Below are 17,652 nucleotides of genomic sequence, written 5' to 3'. Positions count from 1 at the left end.
CACAAACCTCCCAGTCCCTTCAAATCATTATCTATTAGTCGCCGCCCATCAGTCGGCGGCGCAGTACCGGCCAGGAGTTAACCGCCAGGCGGCGTCACTCCCCCACAGCCCCCCGGCATCACCAGCCGCTCAAGGTCCTGCCGTCGGGAACCGTGATGGTCTTCAACATCCCGCCGGGGCGTCCGTCGCGCAGCGGATAGAAGGCGATATTGACGGTATCGCCCGCCTTGATCGTCGTCGGATCCCATCCCGCAGCACTCATCATGTTCACGCTGCTGCACTCCAAGGCGTAATTGGTCTTTCCATTCGCCCCATCAACACTGACAACGACGAACGAATGCGGGTTGGCGAAACGAAATTCGGTAACGGTGGCCTTGGTCAGCTGCTCGATCTTCGTCTGATCGAACATCGCAAAGGAATGGTGAGCCAAGGCCGGCGTGGCGATCACGGCCGCGACGAGGCCAGCGATCCTTGCCGCCGATACCGCTTTCTTGCCCAGTTTCATCAATCAACTCCTGTTCATAAGACCGATTGTCGCGCGTCGCGCGGCCACGCCGCCGCCTTTGTCCGGACGATGCGTGAAGCCACGGCGGGAATCATGAAGCGGATGCCTGAAGCAATCCCTAGCACGCAGCCCCATCCTCCCATTATCCGGCCCATTATCCGGCCGCCGCCGACCTTGCCGCGCCAATGCGGGGACGGTCCGGAAAGTCTTATCACTTGCCCCCCGCTCACGGCGGCGATTACAGTTGTGAAACCGTTACAGGGCGGGAACGCATAGACGTTTCAATAGGGTTTCCAGGGCTGGATCCTGAAAAGGTTATGGCGTGGCGGCGCTTCATGCCTGTTGTGAGCCAGCCACCATCAAGGGTGGCCCAAGCGTTACATGAATTGGCTGGCCCTTAATCAGGCACGCATCGCTGAAGGTTTGACACGGCATGAAGCTCTGGTCGCATCGGCCCCCTTCACCACATCAGCGTAGCGACGAAGGGACGGGCCCCACCGAAAGCCGCACGCCGCCATCCCGGCAAGACCAACTGCGTGACGCGGCGCAGGTGCTGCGTGACGAACTCGGTTCCAAGCGGTCGGATAAGCTTCTCCGTCTGTTCGACTTCCTGTTGGAACGAACCATCGAGATGCGGCCGCCGACCGAATTGGAGATCACCAACGAGATATTCTCCGCCGGTCGCACAGTCGACTCACCCCAGGACGCGACCGTCCGGGTCTACATCCATCGCCTGCGCAAACTGATGGAGGATGTTTATAAGGAGCGGCCTGGCCCCGGCCTGTCGATCCCCCTCGGGGAATACAGCGTCCAACTGACCGGCGTTGCTGAAATGGCTGTCGAGGACAAGGCTCCCGTCCCCCCTTCCCCTGCCGGCAAGGCACCGCCCCTGGCGCGCAAGTGGCTAGCCTTGGGCGCCGCCGGCCTCATGGCGCTTCTCGCCCTTCTTTTCTTTTTTCCGGCGGCGCCGAAGCCGCCGATATGGCCCGCCATCTGGCGCCCCCTCGCCAGCAGTGACCGGCCGATAACGATCGTTATGGGCGACTATTTCCTGTTCGGCCAGACGCCGGATCAGGGGAACGTATCCGCAGCGGCCCCCCGTCTTGTCTGGGACCATTCCATTCCCGCCCGCGAGGATCTGGACATCTACCTGATGCGCCACCCGGCGGAGGGTGAGCGCATCACAGCGTCCAGGGAGCAATATGTCTCGTCCAGCACCATCATGGCGCTGGAGAAAATCCACGCCCTCCTGCGCACCATCACGCGCGGGCAAACGCGGCCCATCAAGCTGATTTCCGCCTCGCAGCTGGTTCCAGACACGTTCAAATCATCCGACGTCATTTATGTCGGCCTGCTGGGTGGTCTGAGCGTCCTGCTGCGCGACCCCCTGTTCCAGGCTTCGGGCTTCAAGCTTGGCGACACGGCCAATGAGTTGACCGACACCGCGACTGGCATGACATACCAGTCCGATGGCGTCGTCCTTACCGAAGAACGCATTCCCCGCATGGACTACGGCTATATGGCCAGCCTGCCCGGTCCCGCTGGAAACACCGTCATGATCATCGCGGGAATCCGCGACCCTGGACTACTGGAAATGGCAGAGTTGGCGGGCGATCCCGCGCGGATCGCCGCGACCGGTTTCAACGGCAACGTATCCTTTCGCGGCTTCGAAATGCTGTACCGGGTTCGCACGATGGCGAGCCTCAATATTGGCGCGACGCTGGTCCTGCATAGGGAACTGCGCTCTCAGGGGATCTGGGACAAGTCCACAGCGGCGGCCGATTCACCGTCGCCTTCGGATACGCCGGTGGCGCCCCTGGCGCCACGCTGAACGGCCAGCCCCCCGGCGGGGCGGAGGTCGTTTTCGCCAAGGGGCCATTTTCGCCAAGGGATTGGCCGCTTCGGCAATTGTTCCCCCAAGCCTCGGCTGCCAGAAGTATTCGCCATGAACAGGATCGACTATCTTCTGGCCGCCGCCATTCTGCTGGGACTGTCGGCGACCGCAGCCGCCGAACCGGTCGATGATTACATCACCGCCGAAATGGCCCGCGATGGCATTCCCGGGCTCGCGGTCGCGGTTGTGCGCGATGGGCGGCTTCTGCGCGCCCAAGGGTACGGCTTCGCCAATCTGGAACATCAGGTGCCGGTCCATCCGGACACACTATTCAAGACCGGGGCGACCGGCATGCAACTGACCGCCGCGGGGGTGATGTTGTTGGTGCAGGATGGCAAAATCCGGCTGGATGAGTCCATCCGGGCATATCTTCCAGAAGTCCCGTCCAGTTGGCGGCCCATCACGATCCGGCACCTGCTCAATCACACGTCGGGCCTGCCGGCGACCCCGAATGGGGATTTCCGCGCCGACTACACCGACGCCCAATTGCTGGGAATCATCACGGGCGAGGCGCTGAATTTTCCCGCCGGCGCGCGCTGGCGCTTCAGTTATTCCGATTACATTGTCCTGGGCTTTCTGGTGAAGCGGGTCAGCGGACAATATTACGCCGATTTCCTGCAGCAGCGGTTATTCACGCCGCTGGGAATGCGCACGGCGCGGGCCATTGATGAGACGGCAGTGATTCCCAACCGGGCGGCTGGTTATGAGATGCGGGACGGCAAGCCACGCAACGCCGAATGGATTTCGCCAACCGCGAACTCGACAGCCGATGGGTCGCTGTATCTGTCCATTCTCGATTATGCGGCCTGGGCCGCCGGCATGGCGGACCATCGGATCCTGACAGATGAGTCCTGGGCCGAGATTGCCAAGCCGGCCCGCCTGAACAATGGATGCGGCTACCCCTATGGATTCGGCTGGTTCCAGCACGCCGCGGCTCAAAGCGGCGTCTGGTGGCACGCCGGCAGTTGGCAGGGCTTCCAGACCTATGCCGTCCGCTATCTGGAAGGGGACCTCGCGGTCACTGTCTTTGCCAACAGCGACAATGCCCACGTCGGAACCATCGCCCGCCACGTCGCGGAAATCGTGGAGCCCAACCTGGCCCGGCCGCCGGCCGCGCCAATAGAGGACAGGGAACCGGCCATGACCGTGCGCGTGAGGCGCCTGCTGGGTGACATGGCGGCAGGCCGCGTCGCGTATGGTGACTTCACGGATTTCGCCCAGTTGGACTTCACGGAATTGATGGCCGACGACACCAAGGTCCTATCCGCGCTGGGCCCACTGCAGGAGCTGGCACCGTTCGACCGCCGGGACATGTGCGGCGACACGCTATATCGGTATCGCGCCCGCTTTGAGCATGGGGTCATCGAGGTCAGCGTCACCGTCGCAGCCAACGGCAAAATCGGCAACCTGGTCATCTCCCCCCTTCCCGCCTGGGATGCGCCCCTGTAATCAGCCCGCCGCCCCCGGCCACTCCGCATAGGATGGCCGTGAAAGCTGGAACAGGTCGGTTGAGCGAGTATACCACCCCGCACCGTGCATCCGCGCGACCAGCGCCATGGCAAGGGTGTCCACATGCAGGCGCCGCGCATCGACCAGGTCGTCGCGGATGTGAAAATGCAATACCTCGCCCAAGACGACCGTCGACTGTCCGGCATCGACGTGGTGGAAAAGCCGGCATTCCATCGAAACCGGAGCAGAGGCGATCCGCGGAGGAGCGACCGTGACCGAGGGGGCGACGGCGACCCCCGCATGCTCCAGCTCATCAAAGTCCGGGGGCGCGTCTATGCAGGTGAAATTCATCGCCGGCGCGTCGGCTTCACTCACCAGGTTCACCACGAAGTCGCCGGTTTCCAGGATATTCCTGGCGCTGTCCTTCAAGGTGCCGTCGGGCCGGCGCATAAGCCCAATAGCCACCAGCGGAGGTTCCGCCCCCATCATGTTGAAGAAGCTGTAGGGCGCGGCGTTCCGCGCGCCCTCCACGGACCGGGTGGTCAGCCAGGCGATGGGCCGGGGGGTGATCACGGCACTCATCAGCTTGTAGCGGTCGGCAGCAGCCAGCTGCCTGAAGTCGAAGTCCATCTGAACGGGCACCCTTCGCGTGTCTATCCATGGGGGCGCCTTGGCGGCGCTGACATGCCAGCCAAGATACTTGCATCCGCCAACCAGGCAAGATATTTTAAGCCTATAATAAATTCCTCGGAGGGCGCGATGCCCCAAATCACCTACGACGCGTATCGGGAGGATGTCGTTGGCCGCGCCAATGTGTCCGATACACCTGAATTAATTGACTATTATCGGCGGCTCAGCACCTTGGGCACGGGTGCGCTGTGGACTGTCGCCAACAAGATCGAGCCATGGCAGCCCAGCTCATCGTCGGTTCCCATGATCTGGCGGTTCCAGGATCTGCGCGGGGATGTGCTAAGGGCGCTTGACCTCGTCACACCGGAGCAGGCCGGGCGCCGCGTGGTTTATCTGGAGAACAAGGGGCGTTCGGATGTCGTCGCCGCCGTGGGGTGGCTTTATTCCGGGCTTCAGGTGATGAAGCCGGGCGAGTGCGCCTCCAGCCACCGCCACAGCGCGTCGGCGCTTCGCTTCATCATGGAGGGCGCCGGCGCCTTCACCAATGTCGATGGTCACAAGATGACCTTGGGCGCCAACGACTTCGTGCTGACCCCCAACGGCACCTGGCACGAACACGGCGTGGCGGAGGATGGCACGATCTGCATTTGGCAGGATGGCCTCGACATTCCCTTGATGAACGCGCTCGACGCCAACTTCTATGAGGTTCATCCGGACCTTCGCCAGGCGATCTCCCACCCCGTCAATGACAGCCTTGCCCTGTGGGCCGGGTCAGGCCTGCGGCCGGCCGGCCAGGCCTGGGCCAAACGCTATTCGCCGCTGCTGAAGTACGAGTGGGCACCGACCTATGAGGCGCTATCGCGTTACGCGGGGGTCTCGGACGGCTCGCCCTTCGACGGCATCATCATGGATTACGTGAACCCGGCCACGGGGGGGCCGGTGATGCCGACCATCGGCGCGACGATGCAGATGTTGCGGCCGGGGGAACGAACCAAGGCCCACCGCCAGACCGGTAGCTTCGTCTATCAGTGCGCCAAAGGCCGGGGCTGGTCGGTGATCAACGGCCAGCGTTTCGATTGGCAGGAGCGGGACATCTTCGTTGTCCCATCCTGGATGTATCACGAACACGCCAATGCCTCCGTCACCGAGGACGCCTGCCTGTTCAGCTTCCACGACCTGCCCGTCATGCACGCGCTCGGCCTCTACCGGGAAGAAGCCCTGGGCGAGAACGGCGGACATCAGCCGGTTCTTTCCTGACCAACCCTGAAGGAATTTCCATGCGTCTCGTCACTTACCGCGTCGATGTGGAGTCGGCCGCGCGTCTCGGCGCCATCGCCGGCGATCTCGTGATCGACCTGGCCCGCTTCGGCGGCGCGAAACACGCGCCTTTCCCCTCCTCGATGCTGGAATTCATCGACCTGGGTCCGCAGGCGGTGGCGATCGCCACCCGGCTGATCGCGGAGTGCGAGGGGGTGTTCCCGCTCGGCACCACCGCGCCGCTGGCGAACGTGACGCTGCTGGCCCCTATACCCCGTCCCCGCAAGAACATCTTCGGCATCGGCCTCAATTACACCCAGCATGTCGCCGAAAGCGCCAAGTCGCTGGACACCTCACCGGATCTGCCGCGCCAGCCCGTGATCTTCTCCAAGCCGCCGACCAGCGTCATCGGGCCAGGCGAACCGATCCTGCATGATGGCACGATCACCCAGCAGCTGGATTGGGAGGTGGAACTGGCGGTCATTGTCGGCACGAAAGCCCGGAGCGTGCCCCGTGCCGACGCGCTGCGCCATGTCTTCGGCTACACCGTCTGCATCGACATGAGCGCCCGCGATTGCCGCCGCGCCGGCCAGTGGATTTATTCCAAGGGACAGGACAGCTATTGCCCCATGGGGCCTGTCGTCGTCACCGCCGACGAAATCCCCGATCCGCAGTCGCTCGACCTGTGGCTGACCGTCAACGGCGTGGAAAAGCAGCGCAGCAATACTGCCTATATGCTGTTCAAGGTTGATGAGTTGATCGCCGACATCAGCCGGGGCATCACGTTGGAACCGGGCGACATCATCGCAACCGGCACGCCCGCCGGTGTTGGCGCCGGCCGTAACCCGCAAGAATGGCTGTGGCCGGGCGACGTGATTGTGGCAACGGTCGATGGCATCGGCACGCTGCGGCATCCGGTGGTCGCGCGCTAGCCACGATGCGCCTCAGGGGACACACCTGCCATTTCACCACCAGGAAGAAGCCATGAGACAGATGCTTCGGCGCGCCGGGCGCGCCCTCACAATCGCAGTCACCGGTATGGTTCTATTGAATCAGCATGCCGTTGCCGCCGAGCGCGACGATGTGATGAAAACCGTCAACCAGTGGGTGGACAGCTTGAACCAGGGCGATGTTGCGACCGCCATCGCCGCCTGTGCCGAGGAAACGTCGATCGTCGACGAATTCGCGCCCTTTCAATGGCACGGCAAGGGCACATGCGCCCAATGGGCAGCCGCATTGGCGGCTTTCAACCAGTCGATCGGCCTGACCGACGGGGTCAACAAGCTGCGCAAGCCGTGGCGGGTGGACATTGAAGCGGACAGGGCTTACGTCGTCGTTCCGGCCGACTTCCACTACAAACTCAACGGAAAGCCGGGCGCGGAAATCGGGGCGATCTTCACCGTGGCCCTGCGCCGAGAGGCCGCCGGCTGGCGGATCAGCGGCTGGGCCTGGTCACGGCCGAAGGGAGCGTGATCCCCAGCCGCGCGGAGCATGCCCGCTTCACCGGATATCCGGGGCGGATCGCCGGTGGCGGTACGCCACCACGCGATCCGCCCCCAAGGCCGTCAGAATTGCCGCGCGATGGTGAACCGGACGGACCGGGGTTCCAGCGGATGGATGTGCATGTCGGAAACGCCCGCCGCCGGGTCGCCTTGCAGGCGGTCGGTATAGTAATAGTCGGCGGCATCGTCCTTGCTATTGAACATGTTGTAGACGCCGATACCCAGGCGCAAGCCGCTGTCCAACTTATAGTCCAGGCTCAGATTCCATTCGCTATACCCGTTGGACTGGATGCTGTTGTCCTCGATCAAGGGATGGGCGCCGAGATAACGGAATTCCAGCCCGCCCGACAGACGCCCTTCCGCCCAGGTGCCGGCGGCCCACGGCCCCGCCCCGCCCCATGATCCCAGGTCCTTCAGGTACAGGGCCAGGGAAGCGATGTATTTGGGGGCGTCAGGGATGAAATCGCCCGCAGGATCGCGGTCGGTATAGCGGGCGTGGCTGAAGGCGACGCTGCCATAGAGTTCCAGCCAGGACCAGGGCGCGTAGGTGGTGTTCAGTTCCAGCCCCCGGCGCCGGCTGGGACGTCCCGCCTTCGTCTGGCCCGCGTCGGCGTCGTATGTCAGTTCCGACACGAAATCCATCTGGAAGGCCGTCAGCGTGGCCGTGAGGTTGGGCAGGAGGGTGCTTCGCAAACCCACTTCCGTCCCATCCACCTTGGGCAGCAGCGGCGCCCTGCCCTGGGTTGCGCCGCGTACATCATTGCTATGGAAGCCGCGGCCCGCGCTGACATAAATCTCCGTGCTGTCCCAGGGGGTGAAAATAACACTGCCCTTGGGCTGGGCCAGACGGGCGGCCACCACGCCGGCGTTGGTGCCATGGTCGGTACCGGTCAGGTAATCCTCGCGCGCGCCGGCAACGGTGCGCAGCCAGGGTGTCCAATGGCTGATCGCCTGAAGGTAGGCGCCGCTGCCGGCCTCCCGGACGTTGTCGTCGCCCAGTGCCTCATAAGGCACGCGCTGGTGGGTGGCCAGCAGATCAACGTTCACGTCGTCGAAACGAACATCCAGGCCGGTCAGCAGTTCATGATCGACACCGAACAAGGACAATGTCTTGGCGTAGCTGACCGCCCCGCCCGCCACCATGCGGTTCTCGTTTTGCTCATGCTGGTCTCCCAGCATCGGATTATCCAGGAAATGGGTGAAGTTGTTCCACAGCGTCAGCTGGTTGTTGACGACATAGGCATTGGCCTTCACGGCGCCGCCGGCCAGCCAGCCCTTGTCCACCGACACGGCGAGGGTGCCGGACAGGCTCATGCGCTGAGCCTTGCCGCCATCTGACGGGTCCAAGGTACCGTAGCGGCCGATCAAGCCGTCATCAATTGCGCGCGCCGGCTGATCGGTCGTGGCGTTCCATAAGGCATGGTAATACATCGCGGTGACGGTGAAGCCATCGTAACGGTCGCCTTGGCCGTAACGCAGCACAGCGTTCCCCTTGCGCAGGTTGTCCGGATGGTCCCAGGGGCCATCGTAATGCACCAGTTCCCCGCCCGCGGTGAGGTGACCAGGCCCTAGATCGGTCGTGCCGGCGGCAAAGGCACGCTGATAGCCCAGCGTGCCGGCCGTCAACGCCATCTGGCTCGCAATCTGGTTGCCGTAGCCCATCTGGACCGATCCAACCGCCGAGAAGTCGCCCTGGGCCGCGAAATAGGGGCCCTTGGTATAACCCAAGCCGTCGGCCAGTTCCGGGATGACGAAGTTCAGGTCGGTATAGCCCTGGCCATGGGCATGGGTGCGCATGTTGACAGGCATGCCGTCGATACTGACGGCCAAGTCGGTGCCGTGGTCCAGATTGAACCCCCGCAGCAGGTATTGGTTGGCCTTGCCCTCACCGCTATGACTGGTCACCACCAGACCGGGCACCGTTTCCAGCATTTGGCCCACGCGATAGGCCGGCAGCAGATCCAACTCATCCTTGACCACCACTCCCTGACTGGAGGTCAGTGCGCTGCCGATCAAATCACGGCGCTCGGCGGTCACGATCACGTCTTCGGCGATATTGTTGTCGGTCTCCGCCAACGCGATGTGGCTGACAGCTGAAATCAGACAACCTGTCAGCATGGTCACCTTGAGGGTGCGTGTTCCTTTCCGACAGCTTCCAGCCTCACACACGCGGCGTCCGTCCTTCTGGACCGCCCTTAAATCCTGCACGGTTCACCTCCCTGTTGTGCTTTCCGCCTATATCCGGCAGGGGAAGGCTCAGCGCGCAAGTTACGTACGGTTACGATGCCAATGAAGCGGTGCGACGACAGGCGCACTCTTCTAGTCACGGTGCCAAGGACCGGTAGCTGATGGAGATGGAGATCCAGTAATTGACTGGTACCGGCCTGTCAATCTACACCAAACATTGACCCGGTACTGGACTTCCCCCTTGGGGTGAACAGTTCCAAGCCGCAGAATTGACCGGTGGCCAGGAAGCCGTTGGTATTCGTGATGACTGGGTGCGGCCAACCACCTGCAGCAGCATGTCCATGCTCACGCATCATCAACCGTAGCGCCAGGGCCGATGCCGGTCGCGCCTTGCCGTCCCAGTCACGCCTTCGGGGTCACGCCTTCGGGGTCACGCCTTCGGGCCCCCTGGTCGCCTTGACATGCTGTCCCTCCAGCCACGACCGGGGAACGTACACACGTACGGGCGCTCTCGGACGACGTTACGGCACACTCCGAAACGTTTCCGGACGGTTTCAAGCGGCCTTGCTGCGTTTATCTCAGGAAGCGTTTACATTAAGCAACAAATATACGTATTCAGCTTCATTGTTGCGATTCAAAAACAGCCGCCAAGGCTGGCCAAATGACGGTGTCGAGGCTTGAACCGCGACAAGCGCTGACTGGGAGCGAAGCGCAAGCTGGCCAACAAGCATATTTTCAAAATCGGGGAGAGCAAACCGTCATGAGGGATTTGAAGAATCGGCTGATCTTGGAATGCGGCGCCGCAATTCCAAATGAACGAAAAACATTCATATCTTTACGCGTACTACTGCTCGCCTGTTCCGTCCTGTCCACTCCAACAAGCGTGGTCTATGCACAGGAGCAAGCCTCGAAGCAGAATGACGGCAGCGATGGACTCAATATTGCCGAGATCGTCGTCTCGGCCAGGCGGAAGGATGAGAAGGCGTTGGATGTTCCAGCCTCCATCACCGCCTATTCGTCCGATTATCTGAAGACGCAGAACATTCAGAATTTTACCGATTATGCGACCCGCATTCCCAACCTGACCTTCCAATATGGTCAAGGAGCGGATCTGTTGTGGAGCGGTAGCCGCCAGACCACCATCCGCGGCGTGGCGGGCAGTGGGACGACATCCTACTATATCAATGACACGCCGGTGCCCTCATCGGTCAGTCCGTTGACACTGGACCTCGATCGCATCGAAGTGCTCAAGGGCCCCCAGGGAACCCTTTTCGGTGCCAGTTCCATGGGTGGCAACGTGCGCTTCATCACCCGCAAGCCCTCATTGACTGAGAATTCGAGCGAGGTGCAAGTGCAGGGCGGCGGTACCGAAGGCGGGGGGCTCGATTATGATGGCAACGTCATCGCAAATGTCGTGCTTGCTCCCGGTCGGCTCGGCCTCGATGTCGCCATTGCCGATACCCGGGATTCCGGATTCATCACGCGCCGGTTTCCCGACGCTTCCGGCAATCTCGTCTCCAGGGATGGACAGGGTCGCAACGACACCTACGCGGCGTCGGTCACGCTACGGGCCAAACTGACGGACGAGGTGGAGGCGACCATCAGCGCCATGGGCCAGTCAAGCGACCTGCACGGCTTTCCGGCCGCCTACGTACCCTATCCCGATTATAAACCCTTATCCTACACGGTGGATCGTGCCCAAGACGTGCAGGAATATTCCCGGGATCGCTGGGGTATTGGGTCGTTCGTCCTGAACTATACCGGAGACGATATCTCCGTGGCTTCTTCCACCAGCTATTTCGCGCGCCGGATCAACGAGCGGGAAGACGACACCGAGGGGAGCAACCTGTACCTTACCCAGGCTACAGGGATCGACTTCGGCAATACACCCATTTACCAGGATACCCACCATACCGAAACGCGGCTCACACACGAAAGTCGCGTTTCCTTCGACGATGGCACGCTATTGCCGCACCTCTCCGGCATTGCCGGGGTATTCTACCAGCATCAGAACCGCCGTGACACCGTGCCGGTCACTCCGATCCCGGCGCTGGCCGACGCGGGCTTCAATCCGTCCTATCTCGCCGCCAATGGCACGTTCATTCACAGCAACGATGCGGCGCTTTTCAGCGAACTATATTATGAGATCATCCCGAAGCTGACCGTCACGGCAGGCCTGCGGCAATATTGGACAAATCAGAAGACCGACGCAAACGAGGACCAGGGATTCGTCTTCCTACCCGCGGGGTCATCCTATGTGCCAGCTATCGGGAACAGCGAGTCGGGGCTCATTCCCAAAGCCGTGGTCTCCTATAAGCTGGACGAGCAGGGCAATATCTATGCCTCTGTGTCCAAGGGCTTCAGGGCCGGGGGCGCGCAGCAATCCCTTCCGGCGGATCTTTGTTCGGCCGACCTCGCGCATTTGGGCCTGAATGGCGATGCGTTGCGGCAGTATCGATCCGACACGCTGTGGAGCTATGAGGCCGGAATTAAGAGCCGCCTGGCAGAGGGCCGGCTCAGTGCGTCCGCGGCGGTCTTTCAAATTGACTGGTCCGACATCCAGCAGTCGGTTTATTTGCCCACCTGCACCCTGTCCGTCACGACGAATGCGGGTAAGGCGCGTATCCGGGGCGGTGAAATGGAGGTTTCCGGCCGTCCCTTCGCCGGGGTGCCTTTCACGATCGAGTTGGGGCTCGGCTATACCGATGGCGTCCTTCTGGATCCCGGCGTGCTGCCGCAACCCGCGAACAGTCCCCTTTCTCAGGTTCCGCAATGGAGTGGGACCATATCTGGATTCTACCAGGTGGACCTCAGTCAAGACTATCAGCTCTTTATTGCTGCCGACTACAGCTATACCGGCTCCGTCGATGTCCCGACCGGGCGCGGAGGCTTTGTGGTGCGCCAGGCGTTCAACATGGTCAACGGCAATATCGGCGTGAGTTTCGGGCAATCCCAGGTCTTATTTTACGTCAAGAATCTGCTGGATGAACGCCTGAACTTTGGTGATCAGCCTGCCGCGGGCTTCGAACGTCAGACGCTTCTTGCTGACGGAACCTATGAACGCTACCCCCGTGGCGTGGTCAGCCGCCCACGCCAATTCGGCGTGCAGTTCCAGCAGAGTTTCTGAGGATGGGGCTTCGCGGCGACTTGAATTCGAAGGTCGCCTGCTTGACCGGCCAGTAGCAGGCCGCCCGTCGAGGTGGTCTGCCCCTGGCCGGAAAAAATTCCAGTTCCTGCAGGGCGACCAACGCCCTGATCATGGAGTGATTTCGCATGCCCCAAAGACGCGATTTCCTGATACGGGCCCTGGCGATGGGCCTGGCCGCCCAGGCGCTGCCCACCGCCAGCACCAGGGCGCTGGCGGCACTCCGCCCTTCAGGGGGCGGCGCTGCTTCCGTCCGGTCCCTATGGCGGCGAGACGAAACGATATTGAGGCTGCCCAGCTTGGGGGACGGCTATAAGATGACTTGGGGCGCGGATGACCGTCAATTGGTTGTCGTCAATGACGGGCCCGGTTGGCTTGATCCCCCCACGAAATTCTTCAAGAGGTCCTTGTGGAGCATTGGCGGCGGCCCGACCGACGCCATCGTCACCCAACGAGATGGTTATCCGCATGTGGATGAAGCCGGCGAACCGGAAGACGCCCCTCATTATCACGGACATGGCCTGCTGGCTGTGGGTGGCCGGATATATCAATTCCTGAGCGCGCTGGACCAAGCGGCCGAGCGGCCCCGCCGCTGGACAGCCGCCAAGCTCATTCAATCCGATGACGGCGGGCGGTCATGGCGCAATCAGGATGGCACCTCTCCAGTCAGATGGGAGGGCTGGAAAGAGCAGTCGCGCGAGCGGCTCGCCTTCTTCAACGAACCGAATGGCTGCTTCTCACTGCTTTCCATTCTCCAGATGGGCCAGGATTACCGCGCGAATCGTGATGGCTATATTTATGTATATGGCCCGAATGGCAATATCGATGGCCTGATGAACGAGCTGATGATGTTCCGGGTGCCCATCGACAGGATACCCAACCGCGACGCCTATGAGTTCTTCGGAGGATGGGCAGGCCATGGCGTGGCACGATGGGTGGCCAACATCGCCGGACGAAAGCCGGTTCATGTATTTCCGCGTGGCTGGGTCAACCGCTCCAACCTTTTCCCCGGCGACATCGTCGTCGAAACATGGTTGCCGAGCGTGGTCTATAATGAACCCCTGGATTTGTACATGATGGTCAGCGCCGGGACGGGCTGCGCCCCTGACGGCACCGAATTCGCCAAGCCCGGCTATTTGGGCTTCTGGGTCTCTGCGACACCTTGGGGGCCCTGGCGTCAGGTACATGAGGAGGCCGCCTGGACGCCCGGTGGCGACCCCGCCGCGCGGGCGTATTCACCCCAGATCGCACCTAAATGGATCGCACCCGATGGCAAGTCCTTCTGGCTTGTCTGGGCCGATCTCAAAGGAATCCGCGAGTTCAGCGGAAATACAGACCGTACCGGCAACGCAGGCCCGGTAACCCCGGAGGAAACGGCCATTGCCGAATCCGACCTGATGCGGAGAGCTATGCCCGGCTACTCCTTCAACGCCCAGCGCGTCGATCTGGATATAGGTTGACACGACGATCCAGGCCGTAACCGGCCGTGCTTGACGATAGGCCCCGGTTTCGCCAGCCTCGTCGCTGCAATGCCGAACTGTTTGAACAAAGGGGGGCACATTGACACTCCGGATGGGGCAGGACGAGATACCTCCTGCTGGTAACCACTATGCGGTCGAACCTCACCTTGCCAACTGATCAGCCCGGCGATGAGAAAGAAGCGCTGATCGCCGCTGAGGCCTCGCAGTTCCGTGCGGTGCTGCTGGGTGAAAACCGCTCGGTGATCCTGACGCAGCTATTCGATTATCTTTTGGAGCGTTCGGCGGATCGCCGGGCTCCCAAGGAAATCGAAATAGCCATGGCCGTATTCGGAAAGAGTGCTGCGTTCGACACCTCGCAGGATTCGATGGTTCGAGGGCATATGTCCCGGCTCCGCCAGCGGCTGGATCATTTCAATACGGGAAAAAGCGGACCTCGCTTGCAGATCCCCAAAGGGGAATATCGCCTGATCTTGGCCCCCGGGCCTGAGGATACGGAGGAGGAAGAAGCCGTACCTCCTCCTGAACCGCCGCCCGCCCGAAGTGCGGCTTGGCGCCGGCTCGCGGTCATGGTCGCCGCGAGCGCGCTCGGATGGGCTGCCCTCTTCCTTTTCGAGCAGCTGAACGGCGGCCCGTCGCCCCTCCGGCAGACGGCTTTTTGGGGGCCGGTCGCGGTGCATAAACGGTTGCCTGTGGTCGCCGTTGGCGACTTCTATGTGGTTGTGGAAAGCGGCCCCGATGGCAAGCCCCGGCGCCTCGTCATGAATCCCCTAATCCAGTCGGGACGGGACCTCGATAATTATCTGACTCTGCACCCCGACGACTTCAGCAAGCTGCACGATCGCGACATTCACCGGGTGCCGGCGCGGGTGGCCACCGGAGCGGCGGCGATCTTGCCGTTGGTATCGGCCATGCGCGCCGACCACGGCATTCCGGACATGACCCCCGTGTCGCAACTGTCCCAGGACGCGATTGACTCGGGGAACGTCATATTTATCGACTATTTTGCGCAGCTGGGGACGCCGCGTTCCCCCATCCTTCAAATGTCCGGTTTCGTCCCCGGCGAAAATTTCGATGAGTTGAGGGATATACCCTCAGGCACGGTATTCACGGCGCGGCCCGCATCCGCGCAGAATTCGGACGTTACGCATCCAGCCGTGCCGGCCTACGGTTATGACTATGGCTATGTCGCCAGCTATCCCGGGCCATCGGGAAACCAGATCCTTGTCATCTCCGGCATCGAGGATGCCGGGCTTTCCCGGATGATCAAGCTTGTGTCTGACAAGCGTGACCTTGACCTCCTGGCCCGTCAGACGCATGGCGCTGCGGCGTTTGAAGCGCTCTATCAGGTCCGCACCGTTGGGGGACTGATATTCGACACCAGCCTTCTGATCGCGCGACCACTAAAAATGGCAGGACCAGGGACCGCCGGTCGTTAAGGCACGGGACCATTATTCACTGATGTTTCCCAAATCCGATCGGAATTGATTGGCCGGGCAATCAAAAGCAAATTTCCATAGCTCTCATTGAACATCGTGCGCACCTGGTACAGGGCCTCAAATGATCTGAGTTTCCCTCCGACCCGCTGGCGAAGCTCTTCCAGCTTGTTCGCGTCGGTGACGATGCCGGCCATCTGCGCAACTCCGGCGTCTCCCGTGCCGGAAACGATCAGGACCTGATTACCCGAAGGTCCAGGAAAGCCCGCTATATAGCCATAGTCGCGCCGAGGAATGATCCCGTCATCCAACAGGTAGGGGCTGTCGGAAAGGAACCGCCGGCCGGACGGCCTATCGACCAACTCGTAGCACGTGGTCGCGCAGTTGAATTGCGAAGCGCGGAAAAGCGGGTTCTTCAGCAATGGGTTAAGAGCGTCGAGCGCGCCGACATAGACGATATTCGACGTTTTCATGATATTGGGATCAAGCGCTGACGATGCCACGGCGGTGAGCCGGTAATCCTTAAGGTAGGACCACAGCCTGCTGATCGGACCCACAATATCCGAGCTCACCGCATAGAGATCCTCGTTTCTGAGGCTGCCCCTTTCGCTTGTCGTCTTGGTGACATATTCATAGAATGCATCGGCAGAGTCGATGGACGGGTCCTGGATGATTTCCTCAACCCCTTTTCCACTCGGCTTGCTGATGAACATGAAATAGTCGCCGATAGCGAAGACGGTGATTTTTTCCCCGAACGACCGCCAGAACGCCGGTTGGTCAACAGGGCCGCCGATGCCGATGGTGCCTCTGAAAAACAACCAGACCAGGGCGACATTCGCTAATAGCAGGATGGAGGCAGCCACTCGAACGGAGTGGCCATGGCGCGGTCGCACGCGTCCGTCTTCGGTTGGCGCTTTTTCATTGTGGTTGGAGGCATCCGGCGATTTGAGGATGAACCCGTACTCACCCTGCGGAATGATGAGGCGCTTCCCGGGCTTGTCCGCATAATAGAGATCAAGTTTTTTGCGGAGGCGATAAATGCCGACGCGTACCTGTGAGCCCTGGACGCCCGAAGCGGCGGGGCCCCCTGGAAACACCTCCACGGCGATCTCCGTCTCCTTGGGCCGCCGCCCCTCGATCGACTGTCGAAGAAGGAAATCGAAAAGACGTAGGAGGGTCTCGGATCGGTTGGAGGCGATGAAGCCCCGCACTTCGCGCGCTTCTTCGGCAAGGGCGCGTGCAGTTGCATCGGGCGCCGAGTTGCTGATGGTCTTCATTTGCCCTCTGGGGCTGGCGCCGGCAGCGTGCCAGCGGTCAATGGCGCGACGCTCCAGCGCAAAGGCAGGAGCGTCGCGAAACTATAAAACGCCCTGAGGTCGTTGCGGTTCATTTCACCCCGAGAGACACGGTCCCGTCCGAGTTGATCACGTCAAGGCGGTGATCGCAAACATATTCGGATATCCGGTATTTATCATTCCGCCTGTATTCATAAGTAAAGCTGTATGGCGTATTGAGATATTCTGGATCCTCGATGGAGATATCCACACGCAGCCTGTTGGGCTTGATCAGTCGGTAATGTTCCGCGATGGTCATAGCGTTGCCATGGGGAATTTCGAAGAACTGGACGTCCTTCCGAATCCCGCGTGTTTCTACAACAAGCGTAGTTCCATGCCAATGCGCAGACGAAAAGCCATAGTATGATGGCGCAAGGTCATCAGGCGCCGGAAACGGCTGATCGAGGTAGACGCGGCGGGTCTGCATGAAAAGCTCCGCCAGAACCGTGATCTGCCCTGGGGTCTGGAGGATCTGGATGGGGTAGATGGCTTGCATGATCGTTGGCATGCCTTCGGGCAGACAACGGGTACTCGCGTCAACAAGTGGTGTGCCGGCATCCAGCGCCGCTTTGCGTTTGGCCTCTTGCGCCCTCCACTGACTGGCATAGGGCTCCTTCAGGTCGGGCCCATTGCCGGGTGGTGGAATGTCGTCGAAGGCGGTGACCCCTTCCGGGAAGGGGCTAGGATAACGTTCCCAGACGCCGGTGATGTTCGGTTGCCCTTTGGTGCGGGCCGTGGCCGAATCCGCCAACGCTGTGTCGGCGATCCACATCAGACAAATAGCCAGCGCAAGAGCTGGTCTCGTTATATTCTTGAAGTCCATTTTAGGACCTCC

13 protein-coding genes are annotated in these 17,652 nt (G+C 61.4%); 8 read left to right on the top strand and 5 right to left on the bottom strand.

Going from position 1 to position 17,652, the window contains the following annotated elements:
- Window positions 1–118 precede the first annotated feature (118 nt).
- Window positions 119–505, bottom strand: a complete 387-nt coding sequence (locus I55_RS22930) for a DUF6152 family protein (RefSeq protein WP_044562911.1) — start codon at window positions 503–505, stop codon at window positions 119–121.
- 433 nt (window positions 506–938) lie between these two features.
- On the opposite strand from I55_RS22930, the gene I55_RS22925 reads away from it, so the two are divergent.
- Both I55_RS22925 and I55_RS22920 read left to right on the top strand, forming a co-directional pair.
- Window positions 939–2,336: a hypothetical protein gene (locus tag I55_RS22925; protein ID WP_148293919.1), complete on the top strand. Its 1,398-nt coding sequence runs from the start codon at window positions 939–941 to the stop codon at window positions 2,334–2,336.
- A gap of 114 nt (window positions 2,337–2,450) precedes the next feature.
- On the top strand, window positions 2,451–3,848 hold the full coding sequence (locus I55_RS22920) for a serine hydrolase (protein ID WP_044562909.1): 1,398 nt from the start codon (window positions 2,451–2,453) through the stop codon (window positions 3,846–3,848).
- Here the strand turns inward: I55_RS22920 and I55_RS22915 are convergent, their stop codons facing one another.
- The gene (locus I55_RS22915; RefSeq protein ID WP_044562908.1) at window positions 3,849–4,478 is read right to left on the bottom strand and encodes a flavin reductase family protein; all 630 of its coding nucleotides are present in this window, start codon (window positions 4,476–4,478) and stop codon (window positions 3,849–3,851) included.
- A 129-nt stretch (window positions 4,479–4,607) separates the two neighbouring features.
- On the opposite strand from I55_RS22915, the gene I55_RS22910 reads away from it, so the two are divergent.
- From I55_RS22910 to I55_RS22900, 3 genes are read left to right on the top strand one after another with little or no spacing between them, the layout of a single operon-like run.
- Window positions 4,608–5,735 (top strand): cupin domain-containing protein, encoded by a 1,128-nt coding sequence (locus I55_RS22910; RefSeq protein WP_044562907.1) that lies wholly within the window; start codon window positions 4,608–4,610, stop codon window positions 5,733–5,735.
- A gap of 20 nt (window positions 5,736–5,755) precedes the next feature.
- Window positions 5,756–6,667, top strand: coding sequence for a fumarylacetoacetate hydrolase family protein (locus I55_RS22905; protein ID WP_044562906.1), 912 nt, complete (start codon window positions 5,756–5,758; stop codon window positions 6,665–6,667).
- A 52-nt stretch (window positions 6,668–6,719) separates the two neighbouring features.
- Entirely contained in the window at window positions 6,720–7,208 is a 489-nt protein-coding gene (locus tag I55_RS22900) for a nuclear transport factor 2 family protein (protein ID WP_159107258.1), read from the top strand.
- 92 nt (window positions 7,209–7,300) lie between these two features.
- Here I55_RS22900 and I55_RS22895 read toward each other — a convergent pair whose 3' ends face one another.
- On the bottom strand, window positions 7,301–9,355 hold the full coding sequence (locus I55_RS22895) for a TonB-dependent receptor (RefSeq protein WP_064742528.1): 2,055 nt from the start codon (window positions 9,353–9,355) through the stop codon (window positions 7,301–7,303).
- A gap of 829 nt (window positions 9,356–10,184) precedes the next feature.
- Between I55_RS22895 and I55_RS22890 the strand changes: the two genes are divergently transcribed.
- From I55_RS22890 to I55_RS22880, 3 genes are all read left to right on the top strand, one after another.
- On the top strand, window positions 10,185–12,551 hold the full coding sequence (locus I55_RS22890; RefSeq protein ID WP_044562905.1) for a TonB-dependent receptor: 2,367 nt from the start codon (window positions 10,185–10,187) through the stop codon (window positions 12,549–12,551).
- A 335-nt stretch (window positions 12,552–12,886) separates the two neighbouring features.
- Window positions 12,887–14,029 carry a DUF4185 domain-containing protein gene (locus I55_RS22885; protein WP_044563004.1) on the top strand — a complete coding sequence of 381 codons (1,143 nt, stop codon included), beginning with the start codon at window positions 12,887–12,889 and terminating at the stop codon, window positions 14,027–14,029.
- Between the two features lie 149 nt (window positions 14,030–14,178).
- On the top strand, window positions 14,179–15,486 hold the full coding sequence (locus I55_RS22880; RefSeq protein ID WP_044562904.1) for a hypothetical protein: 1,308 nt from the start codon (window positions 14,179–14,181) through the stop codon (window positions 15,484–15,486).
- Here I55_RS22880 and I55_RS22875 read toward each other — a convergent pair.
- Window positions 15,483–16,760 carry a hypothetical protein gene (locus tag I55_RS22875; RefSeq protein ID WP_148293918.1) on the bottom strand — a complete coding sequence of 426 codons (1,278 nt, stop codon included), beginning with the start codon at window positions 16,758–16,760 and terminating at the stop codon, window positions 15,483–15,485. The two genes, I55_RS22880 and I55_RS22875, sit on opposite strands and share 4 nt — an antisense overlap.
- 109 nt (window positions 16,761–16,869) lie before the next feature.
- On the bottom strand, window positions 16,870–17,640 hold the full coding sequence (locus tag I55_RS36260; protein ID WP_044562902.1) for a hypothetical protein: 771 nt from the start codon (window positions 17,638–17,640) through the stop codon (window positions 16,870–16,872).
- Window positions 17,641–17,652: the final 12 nt, after the last annotated feature.

Source organism: Azospirillum sp. B4 (assembly GCF_000333275.1).
Lineage (GTDB): Bacteria > Pseudomonadota > Alphaproteobacteria > Azospirillales > Azospirillaceae > Nitrospirillum.
Note: the sequence above shows the minus strand (reverse complement) of the source record. Positions and strands in the feature narration are given on the sequence as shown.